The sequence below is a fragment of the Acidovorax sp. FHTAMBA genome (assembly GCF_038958875.1).
Classification (GTDB): Bacteria; Pseudomonadota; Gammaproteobacteria; order Burkholderiales; family Burkholderiaceae_C; genus Acidovorax.
In genome coordinates this window covers 600,239-619,808 of the sequence record NZ_CP152407.1, presented here as the reverse complement: position 1 = coordinate 619,808, position 19,570 = coordinate 600,239, and the positions used below count along the sequence as shown (strand labels likewise).

Below are 19,570 nucleotides of genomic sequence, written 5' to 3'. Positions count from 1 at the left end.
TCACAACATTCCTCACGGTGCAGCAAAGCCCGGCTCGCCGGGGCCGGGCGGGATGCGGCCGGAGCCGTAGATGAACAGCTGCGGGTTGTCAGACACCCCGCCCGCTGTGCGGCTGAGCTGGCGGGCGGCGCGCGAGGTGTCGTCGGCCGCGCGGTTCAGTCGCGGCAGTGTGGTGGTGCCGAATTGGTCGGCCGCGCGGGCCAGCGCCTGCGTGCCGACGGTGATCTGGTCGATGGGGCCGCCCTCGGCGCCCAGGCGCTGGGTGGTCTTGCTGACATCGGCCGCGAGGGCCGACACGCTGTTGCCGGCCTGCTGCACCGTCAGCAGGGTCTTGCGGGCTTCACTGGCCAGGGGCGGGAGCGCCGCCAGCGCCGGGTCCAGCCGCTGCGCCACGGTGGCATCCAGCCGCTGGCTCAGGGCGCTGACGCTGCCTGCGGCCTGCCCGATCTGGGTCAGTGCCTCGGTCAGCTTTTGCTGGTTGCCGTCGCCCAGCACCTGGTTGATGCGGCGCGTGGCTTCTTCCACCTGCGTGAGGATGGCGGGGCCCTGCTCGGCCAGCTGGCCAAACGGCGAGGGCTTGAGCGGCAGGCGCGGCAGGCCGCTGGGGCCGGGCGGCAGTTCGGGGTAGGGCTGCTCGGCGTCATCGAGCTGCACATGCGCCAGCCCGGTGACGCCCTGGTAGCCCAGCACGGCAAAGGTCTCGGGGCCGATGGGCGCCTGCTCGTTCACCGCAATGCGGATCAGCACATTGCCTTCGACCTGGGGGTCAAAACCGATGCGCGTCACCTTGCCCACCGAGACGCCCTTGTAGCGCACGGCGGCCTGGGGCTGCAGGCCGGTCACGCCGTCCTTGGTGGACAGCTCGTACTGCTCGTAGTTGGCGTTGTCGCGCGTGAGCCAGACGGCCAGACCGGCCAGCAGCGCGGCCACCACCAGCACAAAGATGCCTGCGGCCAGGGCGTGGGATTTGTTTTCCATCAGGTGCCTTCCTTGTCGGGCATGGGCAGGGCGGCGGGTGGTGCCACGGCCTGCTCCACGGATTGCAACGGGGCCATGGCACGCTGGCCACGTTCACCCAGAAAAAAGTGCTCGATGAACGGGTGCTTGAAACGCGCCACCTCGTGCGGCGGGCCGGTGACGATGACCTTCTTGTCGGCCAGCACGGCCACGCGGGTGGAGAGCGCAAACAGCGTATCCAGGTCGTGCGTGACCATGATCACGGTCAGGCCCAGCGATGCGCGCAACTCGCGCAGCAGGGCGCAAAAGTCGTCCGCGCTGCTCGGGTCGAGCCCGGCCGTGGGTTCATCCAGCAGCAATAGCGGCGGGTCCATGATCAGCGCCCGCGCCAGCGCCACGCGCTTGACCATGCCGCCCGACAGGTCTGCCGGCATGCGCGTGGCATGCTCGGGCTTGAGGCCCACCATCTGCAGCTTGACCAGGGCCGCATCGCGCACCAGTTCGGCCGGCAGCGTGCCCTGCTCGCGCAGCGCAAAGGCCACGTTGTCGAGCACGTTGAAGGCCGAGAACAGCGCGCCGTGCTGGAACAGCATGCCCACGCGGCTGGCCGCGCCCTCGCGCCCCATATCGGCCGCCGGGCGCCCCAGCACCGTGACGCTGCCGCGCGCTGGCTTGGCCAGGCCCAGGATCTGCCGCAGCAGCACCGTCTTGCCCGTACCCGAGCCGCCCACCAGCGACAGCATCTCGCCGCGCTGCACCGTGAAGTTCAGGTCCTGGTGCACGGTGAAAATTTCATCGCCCTTGCCAAACTGCGTCCACAGGCCCTGCACGTCCACGATGGGCGGCTCGTCTGGCGCGACGAAGATGTGCGCGGGCTTGGCGATGCGCTCAGTCATGGCCTCGCTCCCGTTGAAACTGGCGCGTCCCCATGCCAGTGCCACCGTGGAGCTGGCTTTGCCAGGCTCCGGGTGGCGCCCCCCCTTTGGGGGGATGACGCGAAGCGGCTCAGGGGGGGCTTCCTGGTCATATGCCAATGTTCTTGAAAGCCACCGCAAACACCGCGTCCACGATGATCACCATGGTGATGGAGGACACCACCGATGCCGTGGTGCCCTCGCCCAGGCTCTGGGTGTTGGGCTTGACGCGCAGCCCCCAGTGGCAGCCGATGAGCGCGATCAGCGCGCCAAACACCACCGACTTGGCCATGGCCAGGCCCAGGTTGCCCACCTGCACGGCGGCGGGCAGCGCCTGCACAAAATACGCGGGCGAGATGTCCATCACCAGATCGGCCGCCAGCATGCCGCCCGCCAGCGCCGCCAGCGTGGTCCACACGCTGATGAGGGGCATGGCGATGGCCAGCGCCAGGGTGCGTGGCATCACCAGGCGAAACCCGTGGGGGATGCCCATGACGCGCATGGCATCGAGCTCTTCGGTCACGCGCATCACGCCGATCTGGGCCGTGATCGACGAGCCCGAACGCCCCGCCACCAGGATGGCCGCCAGCATCGGGCCCAGCTCGCGGATCAGCGAGATACCCAGGATGTTGACGATGAACGATTCGGCGCCAAACTGGCGCAGCTGCAGGCTCATCAGGTAGGCCAGCACCACGCCGATGAGGAACCCCACCAGCGCGGTGATGGGCAGCGACGTGGCGCCCATGCGGTACAGATGGCCCGACACATCGCGCCACGGCCCGCGGCGCGGTGCGCGCGCCAGCCGCCCGATGTCCAGCGCCAGCTGGCCCACCATCTGGAGCAGGTGGCGCCCGTGGTCCACGCCGTGCAGCACCAGCACACCCAGGTGGTCGATCTGCTCGCCCAGGCGCCATGGCTCGGGCGGTGGGGCCGGGGCGGTGAACTCTGCCACGCGGGACAGGATGGCCCGCTGACCCTCGGTGCAGGCCAGCTGCTGCGGCCAGGCGTGCTGCCAGTGGTTCCACAGCAGCTGCGCGCCCACGTGGTCCAGCCACTGCAGCTCGCGCAAGTCCCACCCCAGGGCGGGCGCCGCCGGATGGCTGCTCAACTGGCCTGACACGGCCGCCCACTGGGCCGCCACGCCCAGCTCGGCCGCCCCCCACCGCCCACGCAGCTGCGCACACGGCCCCTGGGGGGTCTCGGTGTGAACAATGCGGGGCGCGTGATCGGTCATGGACAGGGCGGCACAAGATGCCGCCAGAAACAAAAGTGAGCGTGCATGGTAGCGGAGCCCGGCGGCTGCCGACCGTCAGACAAAGGCCCGCCAACCACAGACGGGGGCCCGTGGCGTGTAATTATTATCAAATCAGTGTCTGACGCAATACCATCAAGCGCCAACAGCTATTAAATATATAGCAAACGCCTTGCCCCCTATCGACAGGACATGCGCTATCCGCACAATGGGCCACCGTTACACCTTTGCCTTGCAGCCCATGAGCGACTCCACGTTTGACACCATCATCATTGGCGGGGGCACGGCCGGCGCCCTGCTCGCCAACCGCCTGAGCGCCGACAGCCGCCACCGCGTGCTGCTGATCGAGGCGGGCCGCAAGGACGACTACCACTGGATCCACATCCCCGTGGGCTACCTGTACTGCATCGGCAACCCGCGCACCGACTGGCTCTACAACACCGAGCCCGACGCGGGCCTGAACGGCCGCACCCTGCGCTACCCGCGCGGCAAGACGCTGGGCGGCTGCAGCAGCATCAACGGCATGATCTACATGCGCGGCCAGGCGCGCGACTACGACCAGTGGGCCGCGCTGACGGGCGACGCCAGCTGGCGCTGGGACAACGCCCTGCAGTACTTTCGCCGCCACGAGGACCACTGGCGCCTGGACCAGCCCGGCACCGCCGACGAAAACTTCCAGCGCCTGCACGGCAACAGGTCCACCGGCAGCACCGGCGAGTGGCGCGTGGAGAAACAGCGCCTGCGCTGGGACGTGCTGGACGCCTTTGCCCAGGCCGCGCAGCAGGCCGGCATCCCGGCCACGGACGACTTCAACCGCGGCACCAACGAAGGCGTGGGCTACTTCGAGGTCAACCAGAAGAGCGGCTGGCGCTGGAACACAGCCAAGGCGTTTTTGCGCCCCACCTGCTACGGCCGCCCCAACTTCACGATGTGGACCCGTTCCCACGCAACCAAACTCATCGTCGCCACGCAGCCCGACGGCACAAAGCGCTGCACCGGCGTGTTGGTGTGGAACGGCAAGGAGATGGTCACGGCCCACGCCACGGGCGAGGTCATCCTGAGCGCGGGGGCCATCAATTCGCCGCAGCTGCTGCAGCTGTCCGGCATCGGCCCGGCCGCGCTGCTGCGCCAGCACGGCATCGACGTGGTGCACGACCTGCCCGGCGTGGGCGCCAACCTGCAGGACCATCTGCAGATCCGCGCGGTCTTCAAGGTGGGCGGCGTGCCCACCCTCAACACCATGGCCAGCTCGCTCTGGGGCAAGGCGCGCATCGGGCTCGAATACGCCGCCAGACGCACCGGGCCGATGAGCATGGCCCCGTCGCAGCTCGGCGCGTTCACCCGCAGCAGCCCCGACCAGCCCTGGCCGAACATCGAATACCACGTGCAGCCGCTGTCGCTGGACGCCTTCGGCGACCCGCTGCACAGCTTTCCGGCGTTCACGGCCAGCGTGTGCAATCTCAACCCCACCAGCCGGGGCACGGTGAACATCAAGAGCGCCGACTTCAGGGCCGCGCCCGCCATCGCGCCCAACTACCTGAGCACCCCCGAAGACCGCCAGGTGGCCGCCGACAGCCTGCGCGTCACGCGCCGCATCGTGGCCCAGCCAGCGCTGGCCAAATACCAGCCCCAGGAGTGGAAGCCCGGCGTGCAGTTTGAAAGCGACGAAGACCTGGCGCGCCTGGCGGGCGACATTGCCACCACGATCTTCCACCCCGTGGGCACGACGAAGATGGGGCGGGACGATGACCCGATGGCGGTGCTGGACTCGCAACTGCGCGTGCGCGGCATTGCGGGCCTGCGGGTGGTGGACGCCGGGGCCATGCCCACAATCACCAGCGGCAACACCAACTCGCCCACGCTGATGATTGCGGAAAAGGCGGCGGAGTGGATCCTGCAGGCGCGCCAGGTGCGGTAAGCCAGGCACCTTTGGGGTGCCGGAAGCGGTACCAGCGGGTGGCACCAGAACGGCGCAGCCTTCAGCCCGCTGGCCCGGGCACGGGGCACAACGGGGGCGGGAAACCCCCAATGCACCAGCGGGGTGCAGTCGCTACAGTTGCGGCACTCGAAAGCGCGCTTCGGTGTGCCAAGCGAGGGGCCCGAGGAGACATCCTTTCTACCAATAACCAAATTTCAAGCACCCCTTGAGGTGCGTTTTTTCCAGGCGCTGGCGATCCCAGCGCCTTTTTCTTGCCCATCGTACGCTGCACCCCCGTGTGACGAGGGCCGGGCAAGTCCTGAATTCATAGCGGGCAAGCTGCGAAAATCCTGCGATGGAATGGATTTTTATTACGCTGGCCTCGCTGCTGGCGGGCTTTGTCGATGCGATCGTGGGCGGTGGCGGGCTGGTCATGGTGCCCGCACTGTTTGCGGCGTTCCCTGGCGCGCCGCCTGCCACGCTGCTGGGCACCAACAAGGCGGCCTCGGTGTGGGGCACGGCCATGGCCACCTGGCAGTACAGCCGCAAGGTGCAGGTGCGCTGGTCGGCCATGCTGCCTGCGGCGGCGGCAGGCTTTGCGGGCTCGTTTGCAGGGGCCTGGGCCGTCACGGTGATGTCAGCCGACTTCCTGCGCAAGCTGCTGCCCCTGGTGCTGCTGGGGGTGCTGGTCTACACGCTGGCCAAGAAAGAGTTGGGACGGCACCACACTCCCCGCTTTGCAGGCAGGGCCGAAGTGGGGGTGGCCTGCCTGATCGGCGTGCTCATCGGCTTCTACGACGGCTTCTTCGGCCCGGGCACTGGCAGCTTCTTCGTGTTTCTGTTCGTGCGGCTGCTGGGCTATGACTTCCTGAACGCCTCGGCCTCGGCCAAGCTGCTCAACTGCGCCACCAATATTGCTGCCATCGCGCTGTTTGCGGCCAAGGGCCATGTGTGGTGGCACTTTGCCGTGACCCTGGCCATCGCCAATGTGGTGGGCAGCCTGCTGGGCACGCACCTGGCCCTCAAGCACGGCACGGGTTTTGTGCGGTGGATTTTCATCCTGGTGGTCAGCACACTGATCCTGAAGACGGGATATGACGCATTCCTGCGGTAGGGCCGCCTACAGCGGGCGGTGGCCTGCGTCATCGGGGTTCCCCTGCATGGCCCACAACCGGGCGTGCGCCCTATAATTTCGGCACTTTTCCGTTTGATGACGAGGCCCATCGCTGTTGGCGATGCCTGCATTCACCCGCTCCGGCTTGCCTACCCGCATGCCGGATTTTTTGTACCTGAACCACCCCCACAGGAACCTGTCATGAAGTTTTTCAAGTCTGCCGTTGTCACCGCCGTGGCGCTGTGCGCTGCCCTCGCCGTCCAGGCCCGCACGCTGGACGAGATCAAGAAGGACGGCAAGATCATTGTGGCCACCGAAGGCCAGTTTGCCCCGTTCAACTACTTCGAAGGCACCAAGCTGACGGGTTTCGAGGTGGAAGTGGCCGAGCTGGTGGTCAAGAAGATGGGCCTGAAGCTCGAATGGAAGACGCTGGGCTTTGACGCCCTGCTGACCGGCCTGGGCCAGAGCCGCTGGGACGCCGTGATCGCCTCGCACGGCGTGACCGACGAGCGCTCCAAGGCCGTCACGTTCGCCAACCCCCACTACTGCTCGGGCGGCATCATCGTGGCCATGGATGAAAAAATCCGCAACGCCAAGGACCTGACCGGCAAGGTGGTGGCTGTGCAAACCGGCACCAGCTACCTGGAGCAGGTCAAGAAGGTCAGCGGCGTGAAGGAAGTGAAGAACTTTCCGCAGGACACCGACGCCCAGCGCGCCCTGATCTCCAAGCGCGTGGACGCCTGGGTGAGCGACAAGTTCGTGGCCAAGGAAGCCGCCGCCAAGAACACCAAGGCCGGCTTCAAGCTGGGCGACATGCTGTTCGTCGAGCGCATTGCCCCGGCGATGGCCAAGGGCAACACGGGCCTGGCAGAAGCCTGGAACAAGGCATTTGCCGAAGTGCTGGCCGATGGCAGCTACACCACGGTTTCCAAGAAGTACTTCAACGAAGACGTACGCTGCAACTGACCCCACGACACCATCCGGGGTGCGCAGCGGGCCAGGGGCCTGCTGCGCACCCTTTGGTGTTTTGGCGGCAGGCGCCACGCCGCGGCTGCTGACCCCGCTTTCCAACCAAGACCTCCCGGTCGTCTGATCCATGCTTCTCGCTCTTTGGCCACAAGGCTGGTCCCGACAACAGCGCAGCAATGCCACGCTGGTCGCTGCGCTGGTGCTGATGGTGCTGGCCCTCTCGCTGCTGGGCCATGTGCTGTCGTTCTTCCCGGACCCGATTGGCCCCAACGCCCAGGCGTTCTCTGAAGGTGCGCGCACCACGCTGTGGCTCACGCTGGTCAGCGGCACTGTGGGGCTGGTGCTGGGCACGGCAGCGGCCCTGGCCCGCACCGCCCGCTGGGCGGTGTTGCGCTGGGTGGCCAGCATCTACATCTGGGCCATCCGCGGCACGCCGCTCTTGGTGCAGATCCTGTTTGTGTACTTTGCCCTGCCGGTGCTGGTGCCGGGGCTGAACCTGCCCGACTTTGCCGCTGCAGTGGTGGCGCTGGGGCTGAACGTGGGTGCCTACAACGCCGAGGCGCTGCGCGCCGGCCTGCTGGCCGTGCCGCGCGGGCAGACCGAGGCGGCCAAGGCGCTGGGCCTGGGCCGCATGCACGTGTTTCTGGACGTGGTGTTTCCGCAGGCGTTCAAGATTTCGCTGCCGCCGCTGGTGAGCAACTTTGTGGCGCTGCTCAAGGATTCGTCGCTGGCCTATGCCATCGGCGTGGTGGAGCTCACCAACGTGGGCAACCGCATCCAGTCGGCCACCTTCCAGCCCATTGCCACGCTGACCACCGTGGCCATCACCTACCTGCTGCTGACCACGCTGGTCACGCAGATCTCCAACGCCGTCGAGTACCGCTTTGACGTGGAGGGTCGCAACCTATGATGGCAACCAACCAGCCCAAGCCCTACATCGTGGCCGAGCGGGTGTGCAAGTCGTTTGGCGCGCACCAGGTGCTCAAGGACGTCTCCACCGTGTTCCACACCGGCGAGGTGACGGTGATCATCGGCGCCTCAGGCTCGGGCAAGAGCACGCTGCTGCGCGCCATCAACCGCCTGGAGCCGCACGACAGCGGGCGCATCACCATCGATGGCGTGGAGGTGTGCGACGACCTTGCCACGCTGCAGCGCCAGCGCTGCGAAGTGGGCATGGTGTTCCAGCAGTTCAACCTGTTCGGCCACATGAGCGTGCTGGACAACGTGACGCTGGCACCCCGCCGCATCCGTCACACGCCGCGCACGCAGGCCAATGATGAAGCCATGCAGCTGCTGCGCCGCGTGGGCATGCAGGACCACGCGCACAAGTACCCATGGCAGCTGTCGGGCGGGCAGCAGCAGCGGGTGGCCATTGCACGCGCACTGGCCATGGCGCCGAAGGTGATGCTGTTTGACGAGCCCACATCGGCACTCGACCCCGAGATGGTCAAGGAAGTGCTGGACGTGATGCGGGGCCTGGCCCGTGGTGGCATGACCATGATCGTGGTCACCCACGAGATGGGCTTTGCGCGCGAGGTCGCCGACCGCGTGATGTTCTTCGACCAGGGCCGCATCGCGCACGACGCGCCGCCGCAGGAGTTCTTTGGCAACCCGGCCAACGACCGCATCCGCGCGTTCCTGGGCCAGGTCAGCCACTGAACACCGCCCGCAGCGGACTGCACTGCAACGCAGAGGCCGCCGGGCAACCGGCGGCCCTTTTTCTTTTTGGTTTTTGGATTCTGGGAAGTTCTTCCGATGCGTACTGAACGCTGGGGCCTGATGGCCCTGCTGGCCGTCACCGTGGTGTGGGGCACCACCTTCCCGGCGATGAAACTGCTCTCGGCGCACCTCGATGCACTGCAGATCATCTGGCTGCGCTTTGTAATTGCGCTGGTGGTGCTGGCACCGCTGTGGCTCGGTATGCGGCGGCACGAGCGGCTGTGGGGCTGTGCGCTGGGGCTGCTGCTGTTCCTGGCGTTCTGGCTGCAGATCGAGGGCCTGGCACGCACCAGCAGCAACCGCAATGCGTTTGTCACCGGGCTCAACGTGCTGGTGGTGCCGCTGATCGCCATGGCCTTCCTGGGACGGCGCTATGGCTGGCGGCTGTGGGCTGCCTGCGTGATGGCACTGGCGGGCATGGCACTGATGTTCCACGAGAACGAGCCCTGGAACCTGGGCGATACGCTGACGCTGGCCAGCACCGTGTTCTACGCGCTGTACATCCTGGCGCTCGAGGAATGCGCGCGCCGCACGGCCGCACAGCCGCTGCGGGCCACGCGCATGGCCGCCGCGCAGGCCACGGTGATGGCACTGGCCTCCACTGCCATGCTGCTGGTGCAGGGCGGCGGCATGGACTGGGTGCGCGCCGCCCCCCACCTGCCCACCGATGCCTTGCTGGCCCTGCTGTACCTGGGCCTGCTGGCCAGCGTGGTGGTGGTGACGCTGCAGGCCTGGGGCCAGCAGCGTGTGGATGCCATGCGCAGCGCCATCGTGTTCGGGCTGGAGCCGGTGTTCGCCGCGCTGACCGCCTGGGCCTTGCTGGGCGAACGGCTGGGCTGGGCGGGGTTCTCCGGCGCGGGGCTGATTGTGGCGGCGCTGGTGTTCAGCCAGCTACAGCCACCGGCCAGGGCGAGCGCTGCGGCAGGCTGAAAGCATCTTCACCCCAAAATATGCATAAAAAAGGCCACCAGCGCTTATCCAGCATGCGCTAGCAGCTATCTTTTTTGCAGCATCAAGGCGCTATGACAGGGATATCGGCCACGTTGCGCGGTTTGCCGATCGGCGCCGATGCCTGGCCCTTCTGCACGGCCGCAATGTCTTCCTCGCTGGGGTAGACGCCCGTCAACCAGTAGTCAAACACCCGCCGCGCGATCGGCGCCGCGTGCGCTGAGCCAAACCCGGCGTTCTCCACGATGAGCGCCAACGCGATCGTGGGGGCTTCTGCCGGTGCGAACGCCGCGTACAGCGAGTGGTCACGCTGGTGCTCTTCCATGGCCTTGGCGTTGTACTTCACGTTGCGCCCCAGGCTCACGGCCTGCGCCGTGCCCGTTTTGCCCCCGGCGGTGTAGGGAGCACCTGCAAACACGCGGGTGCCCGTGCCGCCCTTGTTCACCGCCACCATGGCATCGCGCACGATCTGCACGTTGCGCGGGTCGTAGCCCAGGTTCTCGCCCGGCGGCTGCTCGATCTCGGTGATGGCCCCGGTGACCGCGTTCTTCACCGCCTTGGCCAGGTGCGGCCGGTGGCGGATACCGCCATTGACCATGGTGGCCTGCGCCAGCGCCAGCTGCAGCATGGTGAAGTTGTTGTAGCCCTGGCCAATGCCCAGCGACACGGTTTCGCCAGGGAACCAGCGCTTCATGTCCGGGCGCTTGTAGGCGTTGCGCTTCCAGCTGGTGCTGGGCAAGGTGCCGCGCAGCTCGCCGTTCAGGTCAATTCCGGTGATCTGCCCGAAGCCCAGCGGCGCCATGAAGTCATGGATGGCATCCACCCCCATTTCCACGGCCAGCGAATAGAAGTACGTGTTGCTGGAGAACTGGATGGCACGGTGCATGTCCACCCCGCCCAGCCCCCCTTCGTGGCTGCGGAAGATGTTCCCGCCAAAGGTGTAGTACCCCGGATCGTTGACCACCTGGCTGGCCGAGCGCTTGCCCAGCTCCAGCGCAGCCAGCGCCATGAAGGGCTTGTAGGTGGAGCCCGGCGGGTAGGCGCCGCGCAAGGCCCGGTTGAGCAGCGGCTTGTCGATCGACTCGTTGAGCGCCGTCCAGTTCTCGACGTCGATCCCCTCCACGAAAAGGTTGGGGTCGAACGTGGGCATGCTGACCAGCGCCAGCACCTCGCCGTTGCGCGGATCAATGGCCACCAGCGCGCCCCGCCGGTTGCCGTACAGCTCTTCAATGAGCTTTTGCAGCTTGATGTCGATGGACAGCATCACGCTGTCGCCCGGCGTGGCGGCGTGGCTGGACAGCTTGCGCACCGCGCGCCCCCCGGCGGAGGTCTCCATCTGCTCCACGCCCGTGGTGCCGTGCAGTGCGGCTTCAAAACTCTGCTCGATGCCCAGCTTGCCGATGTGCTCGGTGCCGCGGTAGTTGGCTTCGTCCTCCGAGTCCTGGATACGCGCCTTCTCGGCCTGGTTGATGCGGCCGATGTAGCCAATGGCGTGCGCGCCCACGTCCCCCAGCGGGTAATTGCGAAACAGCCGCGCCTTGATATCCACCCCTGGAAACCGGTAGCGCTGCGCGGTAAACCGCGCCACCTCTTCATCGGTCAGGCGGGTGCGGATGGGCAGGGATTCAAAATTGCGCGACTCCTCCATGAGGCGCTTGAAGCGGCGTCGGTCGCGGGTCTGGATCTCCACGACGCTGGCCAGCGCATCGATGGTGTCGTCCAGGTCGCGCACGCGCGAGGGTGTGATCTCCAGCGTGTAGGCCGAATAGTTGGTCGCCAGCACCACGCCATTGCGGTCCAGGATGAGCCCACGGTTGGGCACGATGGGCACCACCGCCGTGCGGTTGCTTTCGGCCTGCGCGGCAAGGTCATCGTGCCGCACCACCTGCAGGAACACCAGGCGGGCGGCGACCAGGCAAAAAGCAAAAAACACCACAGCGCCGATGACCAGCGCCCGGGTCCGAAAGCGCGAGACGTCAGCCTCGCTGCTGCGCACTTCAGTCATGCCACGCCCCAGGGGCAGACACGCCCGCAGCACGCCGCACTCGGCGAGGCCAGGTTGATGGGCAGGTAAACCACGTCAGGCATGCTGCTACAAGGGCCGATTCTGATCGCTGTCGGGCGGCCGGCGCTGCGGTGCCAGCAGCACCCAGCTGGCCAGCGGCCAGAGCAGTGCCTCCAGCACCGGCGCCAAAAAACTCCACAGCCCCGGAAATATGCCCCCGGCCACCATCCGCAGCAAGAGCTCCACGGCGTGCGCCAGCACAAACAGGGGAAGCACCTGCAGCGCCTGCGAAGGCACGCTGAACCATAGCAGCCGGCGATGAATGGCAATGGCGCCAAACGACAGCACGGTATAGGACAACGCATGCTGGCCCAGCAGGGCAGACTGGCTCACGTCCATGCACAGCCCCAGGAAGAACGCCACGCCCATGCCAATGCGCGATGGCTGGTGAACGCCCCAGAACACCAGCAGCAGCATCAGGACATCGGGTGCCCAGACAATGCGGCCCAGCGGGAGCATGTTGATCGCCAGGCCCGCCGCCAGGCTGGCGGCAATGAACACCGGATTGACCGGCAGCAACAACGGTTCGCCGCGCGGCATGATCATGGCGCACCTCCTGCCGACCGGGTGACCGGGCCACTCGCACAGCCAGTGCGCGCGGACAATGTAGCGCCCGGCAGCGCCCAGGGCATCGACGCAACCGCACTCATCCCTTGCGCCCTCCCCGCTTGGCTGGGGCGGGATGTTCAGGCTCGGGCCGCGGCAGCGAGTTTTCGGCCAGCGGCTGCAGCACCACCACATGGCGCACACCCTGCACCTGCGCCAGTGGCATGCAATAGACGCGGGCGAAGGCAGAGTCTGCACGGCGCTCTACCCGCACCACACGGGCCACAGGCAGGCCCGAGGGGTACAGCCCGTCGACGCCACTGGTGGTCAGCAGGTCGCCTTCGCGCACATCTGCATTGGCGGGCATGAATCGCAGCTCCATGCCACCGTCATGGCCGGCCACCGGATCCCCATACGCCACGCCGCGCGCACCCGTGCGCACATTCAGTACCGGAATGGCCTGGTCGCGATCCACCACCAGGGTGACTTCGCTCACCAGCGGAAACACCCGTGTGACCTGGCCCAGCACGCCCGCCTCGTCCATCACCGGCGAGCCCGGCACCACGCCGCCGATCTGGCCCCGGTCTATCACCACGCGGCGCGTGTAGGGGTCGGCGGTGTCATAGATCACCTCGGCAGCCTGCGCGGGGGTGTCCAGGCGGTCGCGCAGCGCAAGCAGCTGGCGCAGCCGCCCGTTTTCGAGGGCCAGCTGTTCCGCCTGGTGGGCGCGCTGGCCCATCGTGGTCATGCTCTTGCGCGCCGCGTCCAGCTCTTGCTGCGCCACCTGCAGCGACTGGAAATACCCGGCGCCGTGGTGGGCCAGCTCCACGGGCTTGAGCATCAGCCACTGCACGGGGTACAGCACCGTTCCCACCACCTGACGGAAAGGGTCGGTGATCTGGAACCGCGCATCGGCCACCATGAGAAAAACCGCCAGGGCGCTGTAGACGGCCAGACGCGAAAGGGCCGAAGGGCCCTGTTTGAAGAAAGGGGGAGCGCTGCGCTCCAGAGTACCCAGGGGCATGGTGCGCAGCGGTCAGGATCTGCCGCGGGGAGCGGGCTCCACGGGCGGGTGCTCAGAAACAGGCATTGGAGCAGGTGCAGTCATGCAATTCAGAGCGCAAAAAAAGTGCCTGCAGCATACAGGCCTGCCGACTTACTCGCTCGTGAAAATGCTGCCCAGGCGGTCCATGCGCTCCAGGGCGATGCCGCAGCCGCGCACCACGCAGGTCAGCGGGTCTTCGGCCACCAGCACAGGCAGGCCGGTTTCTTCGGCCAGCAGGCGGTCCAGGTCGCGCAGCAGCGCGCCGCCGCCAGTGAGCATCATGCCGCGGTCAGCAATGTCGGCGCCCAGCTCGGGGGGGGTTTGTTCCAGCGCGTTCTTCACGGCCGAGACGATCTGGTTGAGCGGGTCCGTCAGGGCTTCCAGCACTTCATTGCTGGAGATGGTGAAGCTGCGTGGCACGCCCTCGGACAGGTTGCGGCCCTTGACTTCCATTTCGCGCACTTCGGAGCCGGGGAAGGCCGAGCCGATGTTCTTCTTGATGGCTTCGGCGGTGGGCTCGCCGATCAGCATGCCGTAGTTGCGGCGGATGTAGCTGATGATGGCTTCGTCGAATTTGTCGCCACCCACACGCACGCTGCCCTTGTATACCATGCCGCCCAGCGAGATCACGCCGACTTCGGTGGTGCCGCCGCCGATGTCCACCACCATGGAGCCGGACGCTTCGGAAACAGGCAGGCCAGCGCCGATGCCGGCTGCCATGGGTTCTTCAATGAGGTACACCGCCGTGGCGCCCGCCGCTTCGGCCGCATCCTTGATGGCGCGGCGCTCGACCTGGGTGGAGCCGCAGGGCACGCAGATGATGATGCGCGGGCTGGGGGTGAACAGCGTGCGCGGGTGCACCATCTTGATGAACTGCTTGATCATCTGCTCGGTGATCACGAAGTCGGCGATCACGCCGTCCTTCATCGGGCGGATGGCTTCGATGTTGCCGGGCACCTTGCCCAGCATGGCCTTGGCCTCGTGGCCTACGGCCTGGATTACTTTCTTGCCGTGGGGGCCGCCCTCGTGGCGGATGGCGACTACCGAGGGTTCGTCGAGGACGATGCCTTTGTCGCGGGCGAAGATGAGGGTGTTGGCTGTGCCAAGGTCAATGGCCAGGTCGGTGGAGAAATACCGACGGAAAGCTCCGAACATTCAAGAATCCTCTCAGGCACGGCATGCACGTCGGCCTGCCATCGCCGGGTGTGTCAGGGAGTGGTGGGGGGGCAAAAATCACTTTTTTCGCACAATGACCGGCAGAAAAGAGGCTATTGCGGCAAAGCCGGGATAATACCCCATCCCCTGTGAATAACTTCCCGCGGCGCGGCCCGCGGCACAGCTTTACTTCTGGTTTCCTTCAATTTTCCTCCCTATGGCACTGACCCCCCAGGACATCGGCCGGATCGCCAATTTGGCACGGCTTGAGCTGACACCTCCCGAAAGTGAGCGCATGCACACGCAGCTCAATGGTTTCTTTGACATCGTGGAACAGATGCGGGCTGTGGATACCTCGGGCGTCACACCCCTGGCCCACCCCGTCGCGGCTATCCAGGACGTGGCCCTGCGGCTGCGCGAGGACGTGGCCAGCGAGCCCAACCAGCGCGAAGCCAACCAGCAAAGCGCCCCCGCCGTCGAACGAGGCCTGTTCCTCGTGCCCAAAGTGATCGAGTAAGAGCCCCGCCGCATGACTTCCACCGCATTGCATGACCTGGGCGTGGCCCAGCTGGCCACCGAGCTGCGCGAACGCCGCGTCTCGGCCGTCGAGGCCGCCCAGCATTTCCTCGCCCGCGCACAGTCCCACCAGAACCTGGGCGCCTACGTGGCTGTGAACCCGGACATCACCCTGGCCCAGGCCCGCGCGCAGGACGCCGCCATCGCCGCAGGCACCGCCGGCCCGCTGGCGGGCGTGCCGATTGCGCACAAGGACATCTTTGTCACCAAGGATTTCCCCAGCACCGCCGGCTCCAAGATGCTCGCAGGCTACCAGTCGCCGTTTGACGCCACCGTGGTCACCAAGCTGGCCGACGCGGGCGCCGTCACTTTAGGCAAGCTCAACTGCGATGAGTTCGCCATGGGCTCGGCCAACGAGAACTCCGCCGTCGCCCCCGTGGGCTTTGACGCCCCCGCCCCGGTGCGCAACCCCTGGGCCACCGACCGCATCCCGGGCGGCTCGTCCGGCGGCAGCGCCGTGGCCGTGGCCGCGCGCCTGGCCCCGGCCGTCACCGGCACCGACACCGGCGGGTCCATCCGCCAGCCCGCGTCGTTCTGCGGCATTACCGGCATCAAGCCCACCTATGGCCGCGCCAGCCGCTACGGCATGATCGCGTTTGCCTCCAGCCTCGACCAGGCCGGCCCCATGGCGCGCTCGGCCGAAGACTGCGCGCTGCTGCTGTCCGCCATGTGCGGCCCCGACCCGGACCGCGACTCCACGTCGCTCGACGTGCCCGCCGAGAACTTCAGCGCCAAGCTCAATGACAGCATCGATGGCCTGCGCATCGGCATCCCCGCCGAGTTCTTTGGCGAAGGCCTGGCGCCCGATGTGCGCGCCGCCGTAGATGGTGCCCTGAAGGAATACGAGAAGCTCGGCGCCAAGCTCGTGCCCATCAGCCTGCCGCGCACGCAGCTGTCCATTCCGGTCTACTACATCATTGCCCCGGCCGAGGCGTCGTCCAACCTCTCCCGCTTCGACGGCGTGAAGTTCGGCCACCGCGCCAAGGACTACACCGATCTGGTAGACATGTACAAGAAGACCCGCGCCGAAGGTTTTGGCGACGAGGTCAAGCGCCGCATCATGATCGGCGCCTATGTGCTGAGCCACGGCTACTACGACGCCTACTACCTGCAGGCGCAGAAGATCCGCCGCATGATCGCTGACGACTTCCAGAATGCCTTCAAGGAATGCGATGTCATCGCCGGCCCCGTGGCCCCCACGGTGGCCTGGAAGCTGGGCGACCACGGCAACGACCCGCTGGCCGACTACCTGGCCGACATCTTCACCCTGCCCGGCTCGCTGGCCGGTCTGCCCGGCATGAGCGTTCCGGCGGGCTTTGGCGAAGGCGGTTTGCCAGTGGGCCTGCAGCTGCTGGGCAACTACTTCCAGGAAGCCCGCCTTCTGAACGCTGCGCACCGCCTGCAGCAAGCCACCGATTTCCACCTCCGCCGTCCGGAGGGCTTCTGACATGACCGCCAAACTGATCCATGGCTACGAAGTCGTCATCGGCTTCGAAACCCACACCCAGCTCGCAACCCAGAGCAAGATCTTCAGCCGCGCGCCCACCGCCTTTGGCGCCGAGCCCAACACGCAGGCCTGCGCGGTGGACCTGGCCCTGCCGGGCACCCTGCCGGTGATGAACCGCGAGGCCGTGGCCTGCGCTATCAAATTGGGACTGGCACTCGGCTCCCACATTGCGCCCGTGAGCATTTTCGCGCGCAAGAACTACTTCTACCCTGACCTGCCCAAGGGTTACCAGATCAGCCAGTTCGAGATCCCGGTGGTGCAGGGCGGCGAGGTCGAGTTCTTTCTGGGTGACGAGAAGAAGACTGTGCGCCTGGTGCGCGCCCACCTCGAAGAAGACGCTGGCAAATCGCTGCATGAAGACTTCATCGGTCAGAGCGGCATCGACCTGAACCGCGCGGGGACGCCGCTCCTGGAGATCGTGACCGAACCCGACATGCGCTCGTCCGACGAAGCCGTGGCCTACGCCAAAGAGCTGCACAAGATCGTCACCTGGATCGGCATCTGCGACGGCAACATGCAGGAAGGCAGCTTCCGCTGCGACGCCAACGTGTCGGTGCGCAAGCCCGGCCAGCCGCTGGGCACGCGCCGCGAGATCAAGAACCTGAACTCGTTCAAGTTCATGCAGCAGGCCATCGACTACGAAATCCGCTGGCAGATCGAGCAGATCGAAGACGGCCACTCGATCCAGCAGGCCACCGTGCTGTTCGACCCGGACACGGGCGAAACGCGTGCGATGCGCACCAAGGAAGATGCGGCGGACTACCGCTATTTCCCCGACCCTGACCTGCCTCCGCTACACATTTCAGAGCAGTGGGTGCAGGAAGAACGGGCGCAAATGGCCGAATTGCCTCGCACCATGGCGGCACGGTTTGTGGCGGACTACGGCCTGCCCGAGTACGACGCCACCACGCTCACGCAGAGCAAGGCCATGGCGGCGTACTTTGAAGCGGCGGCCAAGGCCTGCGGCCAGCCCAAGCTGGCCAGCAACTGGATCATGGGCGAAGTGTCTCGCCGCCTGAACATGGCGGAGACCGGTATCGAGCAGGCCCCCGTCACGGCAACTCAGCTGGCAGCATTGATCGGCCGCATTGCCGACGGCACGATCTCCAACAACGCTGCCAAGCAGGTGTTTGATGCGCTGTGGACCGGGGAATCGAACGATGTGGATGCCGTCATCGAATCCAAGGGCCTCAAGCAGATGAACGACTCCGGCGCGCTGGAGAAGATCATCGACGAGGTGATTGCCGCCAACCCCGACAACGTGGCGCAGTTCCGCGCGGGCAAGGACAAGGCCTTCAACGCGCTGGTGGGCCAGATCATGAAGGCCAGCAAGGGCAAGGCCAATCCGACGCAGGTCAACGAACTTCTGCGCGCCATGCTCGCGGGCTGAAGCCGGACGCTGCCAGGGCGCACGCCGCCAGCACAAAGGGGCCCCAGGGCCCCTTTGTTGTGTGTGCGTCTGCCGCGTGTCTGACTAGCGCGAAGCGGCAGGGGCCGCCGGTGTCTCGCTAGCGGGGGTGGTGGCAATCACCGGGGGTGACCGCTGCGCATCCCACAGCTTGCGCAGCTGGGCGAGCTCGGTGTCAAAACGGGCGTGCACACGGCGCTTTTCCTGGTCCTGCCCCGCGATGAAGCGCTGCTGCTCGGCCACAATTTCTTCGTTTTCAGCCATCTTGCGGCGCAGGGTCATGGGCGCCTTGTTGGGGTCCTTCTTGTAGAACTCCATTTCCACGTCCAGCTTCTTGCGCTCGGCCTGGAGTTCGGCAATCCGCTTCTCTGCGGTGGCCGTAACGTCGTCCACCAGCTGAATGGCCGCCGCCCGTTCGACATCATGGGCGGCTTTGTCGGGGTAGCGCGCCACCAGCACACGTTCGCGGCGGCGCTCTTCGACCACGCGGGCACGCTCTTCGGCCTCCTTGCGGCGCTGGGCCTCCAGGGCCGTCCGTTCAATCTCGGTGAGCGATGGGCCAATCTGACGGCGCGTGGTGCCCGAGGGGCTGAGTTCGCGCTGTTCGCGGTCCAGGCATTCGGGAATGGGCCGGTCGGCAGTCAGTCGGCGCCCGTTGCGGTCCACGCAGGTGTAAATGCTGCCGGACGCACCCTGGGGTTGCGCAGCAGCGAACTCTGCGCCCACGAGGAGCAACACCAACCCACCGGTGACCCACGCCGACTTGCTCACAAATCATTGCCCTTCGTTAACACCATACCGCTGGCGATAGGCCAGCACTTTTTCGTGATGCGAGCGCATCCCCTCTTCCCCGTTCTGCGAGAGATACAGCAATAAGTCTGCCAACCTGGCAATGGCGCACACCTGCATGCCCAGCTGGTTGCGCACGTACTGCACGGCGCTATGGTCCACGTCCTGGCCATTCTCCGTGGCTTTCTCCTGGCGGTCCAGCGCAATGACCACCGCGTGCGGCGTCGCGCCCGCGGCGCGGATGATGGCGATGGACTCGCGGGCCGCAGTCCCGGCCGACATCACATCGTCCACGATGAGCACCCGGCCCTTGAGCGGAGCACCGACCAGCGTGCCGCCCTCACCATGGTCCTTGGCCTCCTTGCGGTTGTAGGCAAAGGGCACGTTGCGGCCCAGGCGCGCCAGCTCCACGGCCACGGTGGCGGCCAGCGGGATTCCCTTGTAGGCGGGGCCGAACACCATGTCGAATTCGATGCCGCTGGCCAGCAGGGCTTTTGCATAGAATTCCGCGAGCCGCCCGATCTTGCGGCCATCGTCAAACAGTCCGGCGTTGAAAAAATACGGGCTCAGGCGCCCTGCCTTGGTCTTGAATTCGCCAAACCGCAGCACGCCCGACTCCACAGCAAAACGGACGAAATCCTGCGCCAGCTGGCCCTGTTCGGGGGTTTGCACGCCAACATCCACCATG

At 66.5% G+C, this 19,570-nt stretch carries 18 protein-coding genes; 9 read left to right on the top strand and 9 right to left on the bottom strand.

Going from position 1 to position 19,570, the window contains the following annotated elements; all coding sequences use genetic code 11:
• Positions 1–12 precede the first annotated feature (12 nt).
• The 3 genes from AAFF19_RS02830 to AAFF19_RS02820 all read right to left on the bottom strand — a co-directional run bounded on the left by AAFF19_RS02830 (position 13) and on the right by AAFF19_RS02820 (position 3,105).
• Positions 13–978, bottom strand: coding sequence for an MlaD family protein (locus tag AAFF19_RS02830; RefSeq protein ID WP_342721277.1), 966 nt, complete (start codon positions 976–978; stop codon positions 13–15).
• Positions 978–1,853: an ATP-binding cassette domain-containing protein gene (locus AAFF19_RS02825; protein ID WP_342721276.1), complete on the bottom strand. Its 876-nt coding sequence runs from the start codon at positions 1,851–1,853 to the stop codon at positions 978–980. Before AAFF19_RS02825 ends, AAFF19_RS02830 begins: the two co-directional genes overlap by 1 nt.
• Positions 1,854–1,980: 127 nt before the next feature.
• Positions 1,981–3,105, bottom strand: a complete 1,125-nt coding sequence (locus AAFF19_RS02820; RefSeq protein WP_182120944.1) for an ABC transporter permease — start codon at positions 3,103–3,105, stop codon at positions 1,981–1,983.
• Between the two features lie 259 nt (positions 3,106–3,364).
• Between AAFF19_RS02820 and AAFF19_RS02815 the strand changes: the two genes are divergently transcribed.
• The 6 genes from AAFF19_RS02815 to AAFF19_RS02790 all read left to right on the top strand — a co-directional run bounded on the left by AAFF19_RS02815 (position 3,365) and on the right by AAFF19_RS02790 (position 9,773).
• The gene (locus AAFF19_RS02815; protein ID WP_342721275.1) at positions 3,365–5,041 is read left to right on the top strand and encodes a GMC family oxidoreductase N-terminal domain-containing protein; all 1,677 of its coding nucleotides are present in this window, start codon (positions 3,365–3,367) and stop codon (positions 5,039–5,041) included.
• 355 nt (positions 5,042–5,396) lie between these two features.
• Positions 5,397–6,155: a TSUP family transporter gene (locus AAFF19_RS02810; protein WP_008905828.1), complete on the top strand. Its 759-nt coding sequence runs from the start codon at positions 5,397–5,399 to the stop codon at positions 6,153–6,155.
• Positions 6,156–6,356: 201 nt separating this feature from the next.
• Positions 6,357–7,121 carry an ABC transporter substrate-binding protein gene (locus AAFF19_RS02805; RefSeq protein WP_008905829.1) on the top strand — a complete coding sequence of 255 codons (765 nt, stop codon included), beginning with the start codon at positions 6,357–6,359 and terminating at the stop codon, positions 7,119–7,121.
• Positions 7,122–7,251: 130 nt separating this feature from the next.
• Positions 7,252–8,034 carry an amino acid ABC transporter permease gene (locus AAFF19_RS02800; RefSeq protein WP_008905830.1) on the top strand — a complete coding sequence of 261 codons (783 nt, stop codon included), beginning with the start codon at positions 7,252–7,254 and terminating at the stop codon, positions 8,032–8,034.
• Positions 8,031–8,783, top strand: a complete 753-nt coding sequence (locus AAFF19_RS02795; RefSeq protein WP_008905831.1) for an amino acid ABC transporter ATP-binding protein — start codon at positions 8,031–8,033, stop codon at positions 8,781–8,783. The genes AAFF19_RS02800 and AAFF19_RS02795 overlap by 4 nt, the downstream gene beginning before the upstream one ends.
• 96 nt (positions 8,784–8,879) lie before the next feature.
• The gene (locus tag AAFF19_RS02790; RefSeq protein ID WP_342721274.1) at positions 8,880–9,773 is read left to right on the top strand and encodes a DMT family transporter; all 894 of its coding nucleotides are present in this window, start codon (positions 8,880–8,882) and stop codon (positions 9,771–9,773) included.
• Between the two features lie 82 nt (positions 9,774–9,855).
• Here AAFF19_RS02790 and mrdA read toward each other — a convergent pair whose 3' ends face one another.
• The 4 genes from mrdA to AAFF19_RS02770 form a co-directional block, all read right to left on the bottom strand.
• Positions 9,856–11,796, bottom strand: a complete 1,941-nt coding sequence (gene mrdA, locus AAFF19_RS02785) for a penicillin-binding protein 2 (protein WP_342721273.1) — start codon at positions 11,794–11,796, stop codon at positions 9,856–9,858.
• Between the two features lie 87 nt (positions 11,797–11,883).
• Positions 11,884–12,402 carry a rod shape-determining protein MreD gene (gene mreD, locus AAFF19_RS02780; RefSeq protein WP_182120939.1) on the bottom strand — a complete coding sequence of 173 codons (519 nt, stop codon included), beginning with the start codon at positions 12,400–12,402 and terminating at the stop codon, positions 11,884–11,886.
• A gap of 100 nt (positions 12,403–12,502) precedes the next feature.
• Complete coding sequence (gene mreC / locus AAFF19_RS02775) at positions 12,503–13,426, bottom strand: rod shape-determining protein MreC (RefSeq protein ID WP_342721272.1); 924 nt, start codon at positions 13,424–13,426, stop codon at positions 12,503–12,505.
• A 132-nt stretch (positions 13,427–13,558) separates the two neighbouring features.
• The gene (locus AAFF19_RS02770; RefSeq protein WP_008907364.1) at positions 13,559–14,602 is read right to left on the bottom strand and encodes a rod shape-determining protein; all 1,044 of its coding nucleotides are present in this window, start codon (positions 14,600–14,602) and stop codon (positions 13,559–13,561) included.
• Positions 14,603–14,819: 217 nt separating this feature from the next.
• On the opposite strand from AAFF19_RS02770, the gene gatC reads away from it, so the two are divergent.
• Genes gatC through gatB form a run of 3 tightly spaced genes read left to right on the top strand, consistent with a single transcriptional unit; the run spans position 14,820 to position 18,075 of the window.
• Positions 14,820–15,119: an Asp-tRNA(Asn)/Glu-tRNA(Gln) amidotransferase subunit GatC gene (gene gatC, locus AAFF19_RS02765; RefSeq protein ID WP_342721270.1), complete on the top strand. Its 300-nt coding sequence runs from the start codon at positions 14,820–14,822 to the stop codon at positions 15,117–15,119.
• 12 nt (positions 15,120–15,131) lie between these two features.
• Positions 15,132–16,625: an Asp-tRNA(Asn)/Glu-tRNA(Gln) amidotransferase subunit GatA gene (gene gatA, locus AAFF19_RS02760; RefSeq protein WP_342721269.1), complete on the top strand. Its 1,494-nt coding sequence runs from the start codon at positions 15,132–15,134 to the stop codon at positions 16,623–16,625.
• Between the two features lies 1 nt (position 16,626).
• Positions 16,627–18,075, top strand: coding sequence for an Asp-tRNA(Asn)/Glu-tRNA(Gln) amidotransferase subunit GatB (gene gatB, locus AAFF19_RS02755; RefSeq protein ID WP_342721268.1), 1,449 nt, complete (start codon positions 16,627–16,629; stop codon positions 18,073–18,075).
• 84 nt (positions 18,076–18,159) lie between these two features.
• On the opposite strand, the gene AAFF19_RS02750 is transcribed toward gatB, so the two are convergent.
• The gene (locus AAFF19_RS02750; RefSeq protein ID WP_342721267.1) at positions 18,160–18,864 is read right to left on the bottom strand and encodes a DUF4124 domain-containing protein; all 705 of its coding nucleotides are present in this window, start codon (positions 18,862–18,864) and stop codon (positions 18,160–18,162) included.
• A gap of 3 nt (positions 18,865–18,867) precedes the next feature.
• Positions 18,868–19,569, bottom strand: coding sequence for an orotate phosphoribosyltransferase (gene pyrE / locus AAFF19_RS02745; protein ID WP_342721266.1), 702 nt, complete (start codon positions 19,567–19,569; stop codon positions 18,868–18,870).
• Between the last annotated feature and the right edge of the window lies 1 nt (position 19,570).

Coding starts and splice junctions, on each gene's coding strand:
- AAFF19_RS02830 (WP_342721277.1), bottom strand. CDS start 978: ATGGAAAACAAATCCCACGCCCTGGCCGCAGGCATCTTTGTGCTGGTG.
- AAFF19_RS02825 (WP_342721276.1), bottom strand. CDS start 1,853: ATGACTGAGCGCATCGCCAAGCCCGCGCACATCTTCGTCGCGCCAGAC.
- AAFF19_RS02820 (WP_182120944.1), bottom strand. CDS start 3,105: ATGACCGATCACGCGCCCCGCATTGTTCACACCGAGACCCCCCAGGGG.
- AAFF19_RS02815 (WP_342721275.1), top strand. CDS start 3,365: ATGAGCGACTCCACGTTTGACACCATCATCATTGGCGGGGGCACGGCC.
- AAFF19_RS02810 (WP_008905828.1), top strand. CDS start 5,397: ATGGAATGGATTTTTATTACGCTGGCCTCGCTGCTGGCGGGCTTTGTC.
- AAFF19_RS02805 (WP_008905829.1), top strand. CDS start 6,357: ATGAAGTTTTTCAAGTCTGCCGTTGTCACCGCCGTGGCGCTGTGCGCT.
- AAFF19_RS02800 (WP_008905830.1), top strand. CDS start 7,252: ATGCTTCTCGCTCTTTGGCCACAAGGCTGGTCCCGACAACAGCGCAGC.
- AAFF19_RS02795 (WP_008905831.1), top strand. CDS start 8,031: ATGATGGCAACCAACCAGCCCAAGCCCTACATCGTGGCCGAGCGGGTG.
- AAFF19_RS02790 (WP_342721274.1), top strand. CDS start 8,880: ATGCGTACTGAACGCTGGGGCCTGATGGCCCTGCTGGCCGTCACCGTG.
- mrdA (WP_342721273.1), bottom strand. CDS start 11,796: ATGACTGAAGTGCGCAGCAGCGAGGCTGACGTCTCGCGCTTTCGGACC.
- mreD (WP_182120939.1), bottom strand. CDS start 12,402: ATGATCATGCCGCGCGGCGAACCGTTGTTGCTGCCGGTCAATCCGGTG.
- mreC (WP_342721272.1), bottom strand. CDS start 13,426: ATGCCCCTGGGTACTCTGGAGCGCAGCGCTCCCCCTTTCTTCAAACAG.
- AAFF19_RS02770 (WP_008907364.1), bottom strand. CDS start 14,602: ATGTTCGGAGCTTTCCGTCGGTATTTCTCCACCGACCTGGCCATTGAC.
- gatC (WP_342721270.1), top strand. CDS start 14,820: ATGGCACTGACCCCCCAGGACATCGGCCGGATCGCCAATTTGGCACGG.
- gatA (WP_342721269.1), top strand. CDS start 15,132: ATGACTTCCACCGCATTGCATGACCTGGGCGTGGCCCAGCTGGCCACC.
- gatB (WP_342721268.1), top strand. CDS start 16,627: ATGACCGCCAAACTGATCCATGGCTACGAAGTCGTCATCGGCTTCGAA.
- pyrE (WP_342721266.1), bottom strand. CDS start 19,569: ATGGTGGATGTTGGCGTGCAAACCCCCGAACAGGGCCAGCTGGCGCAG.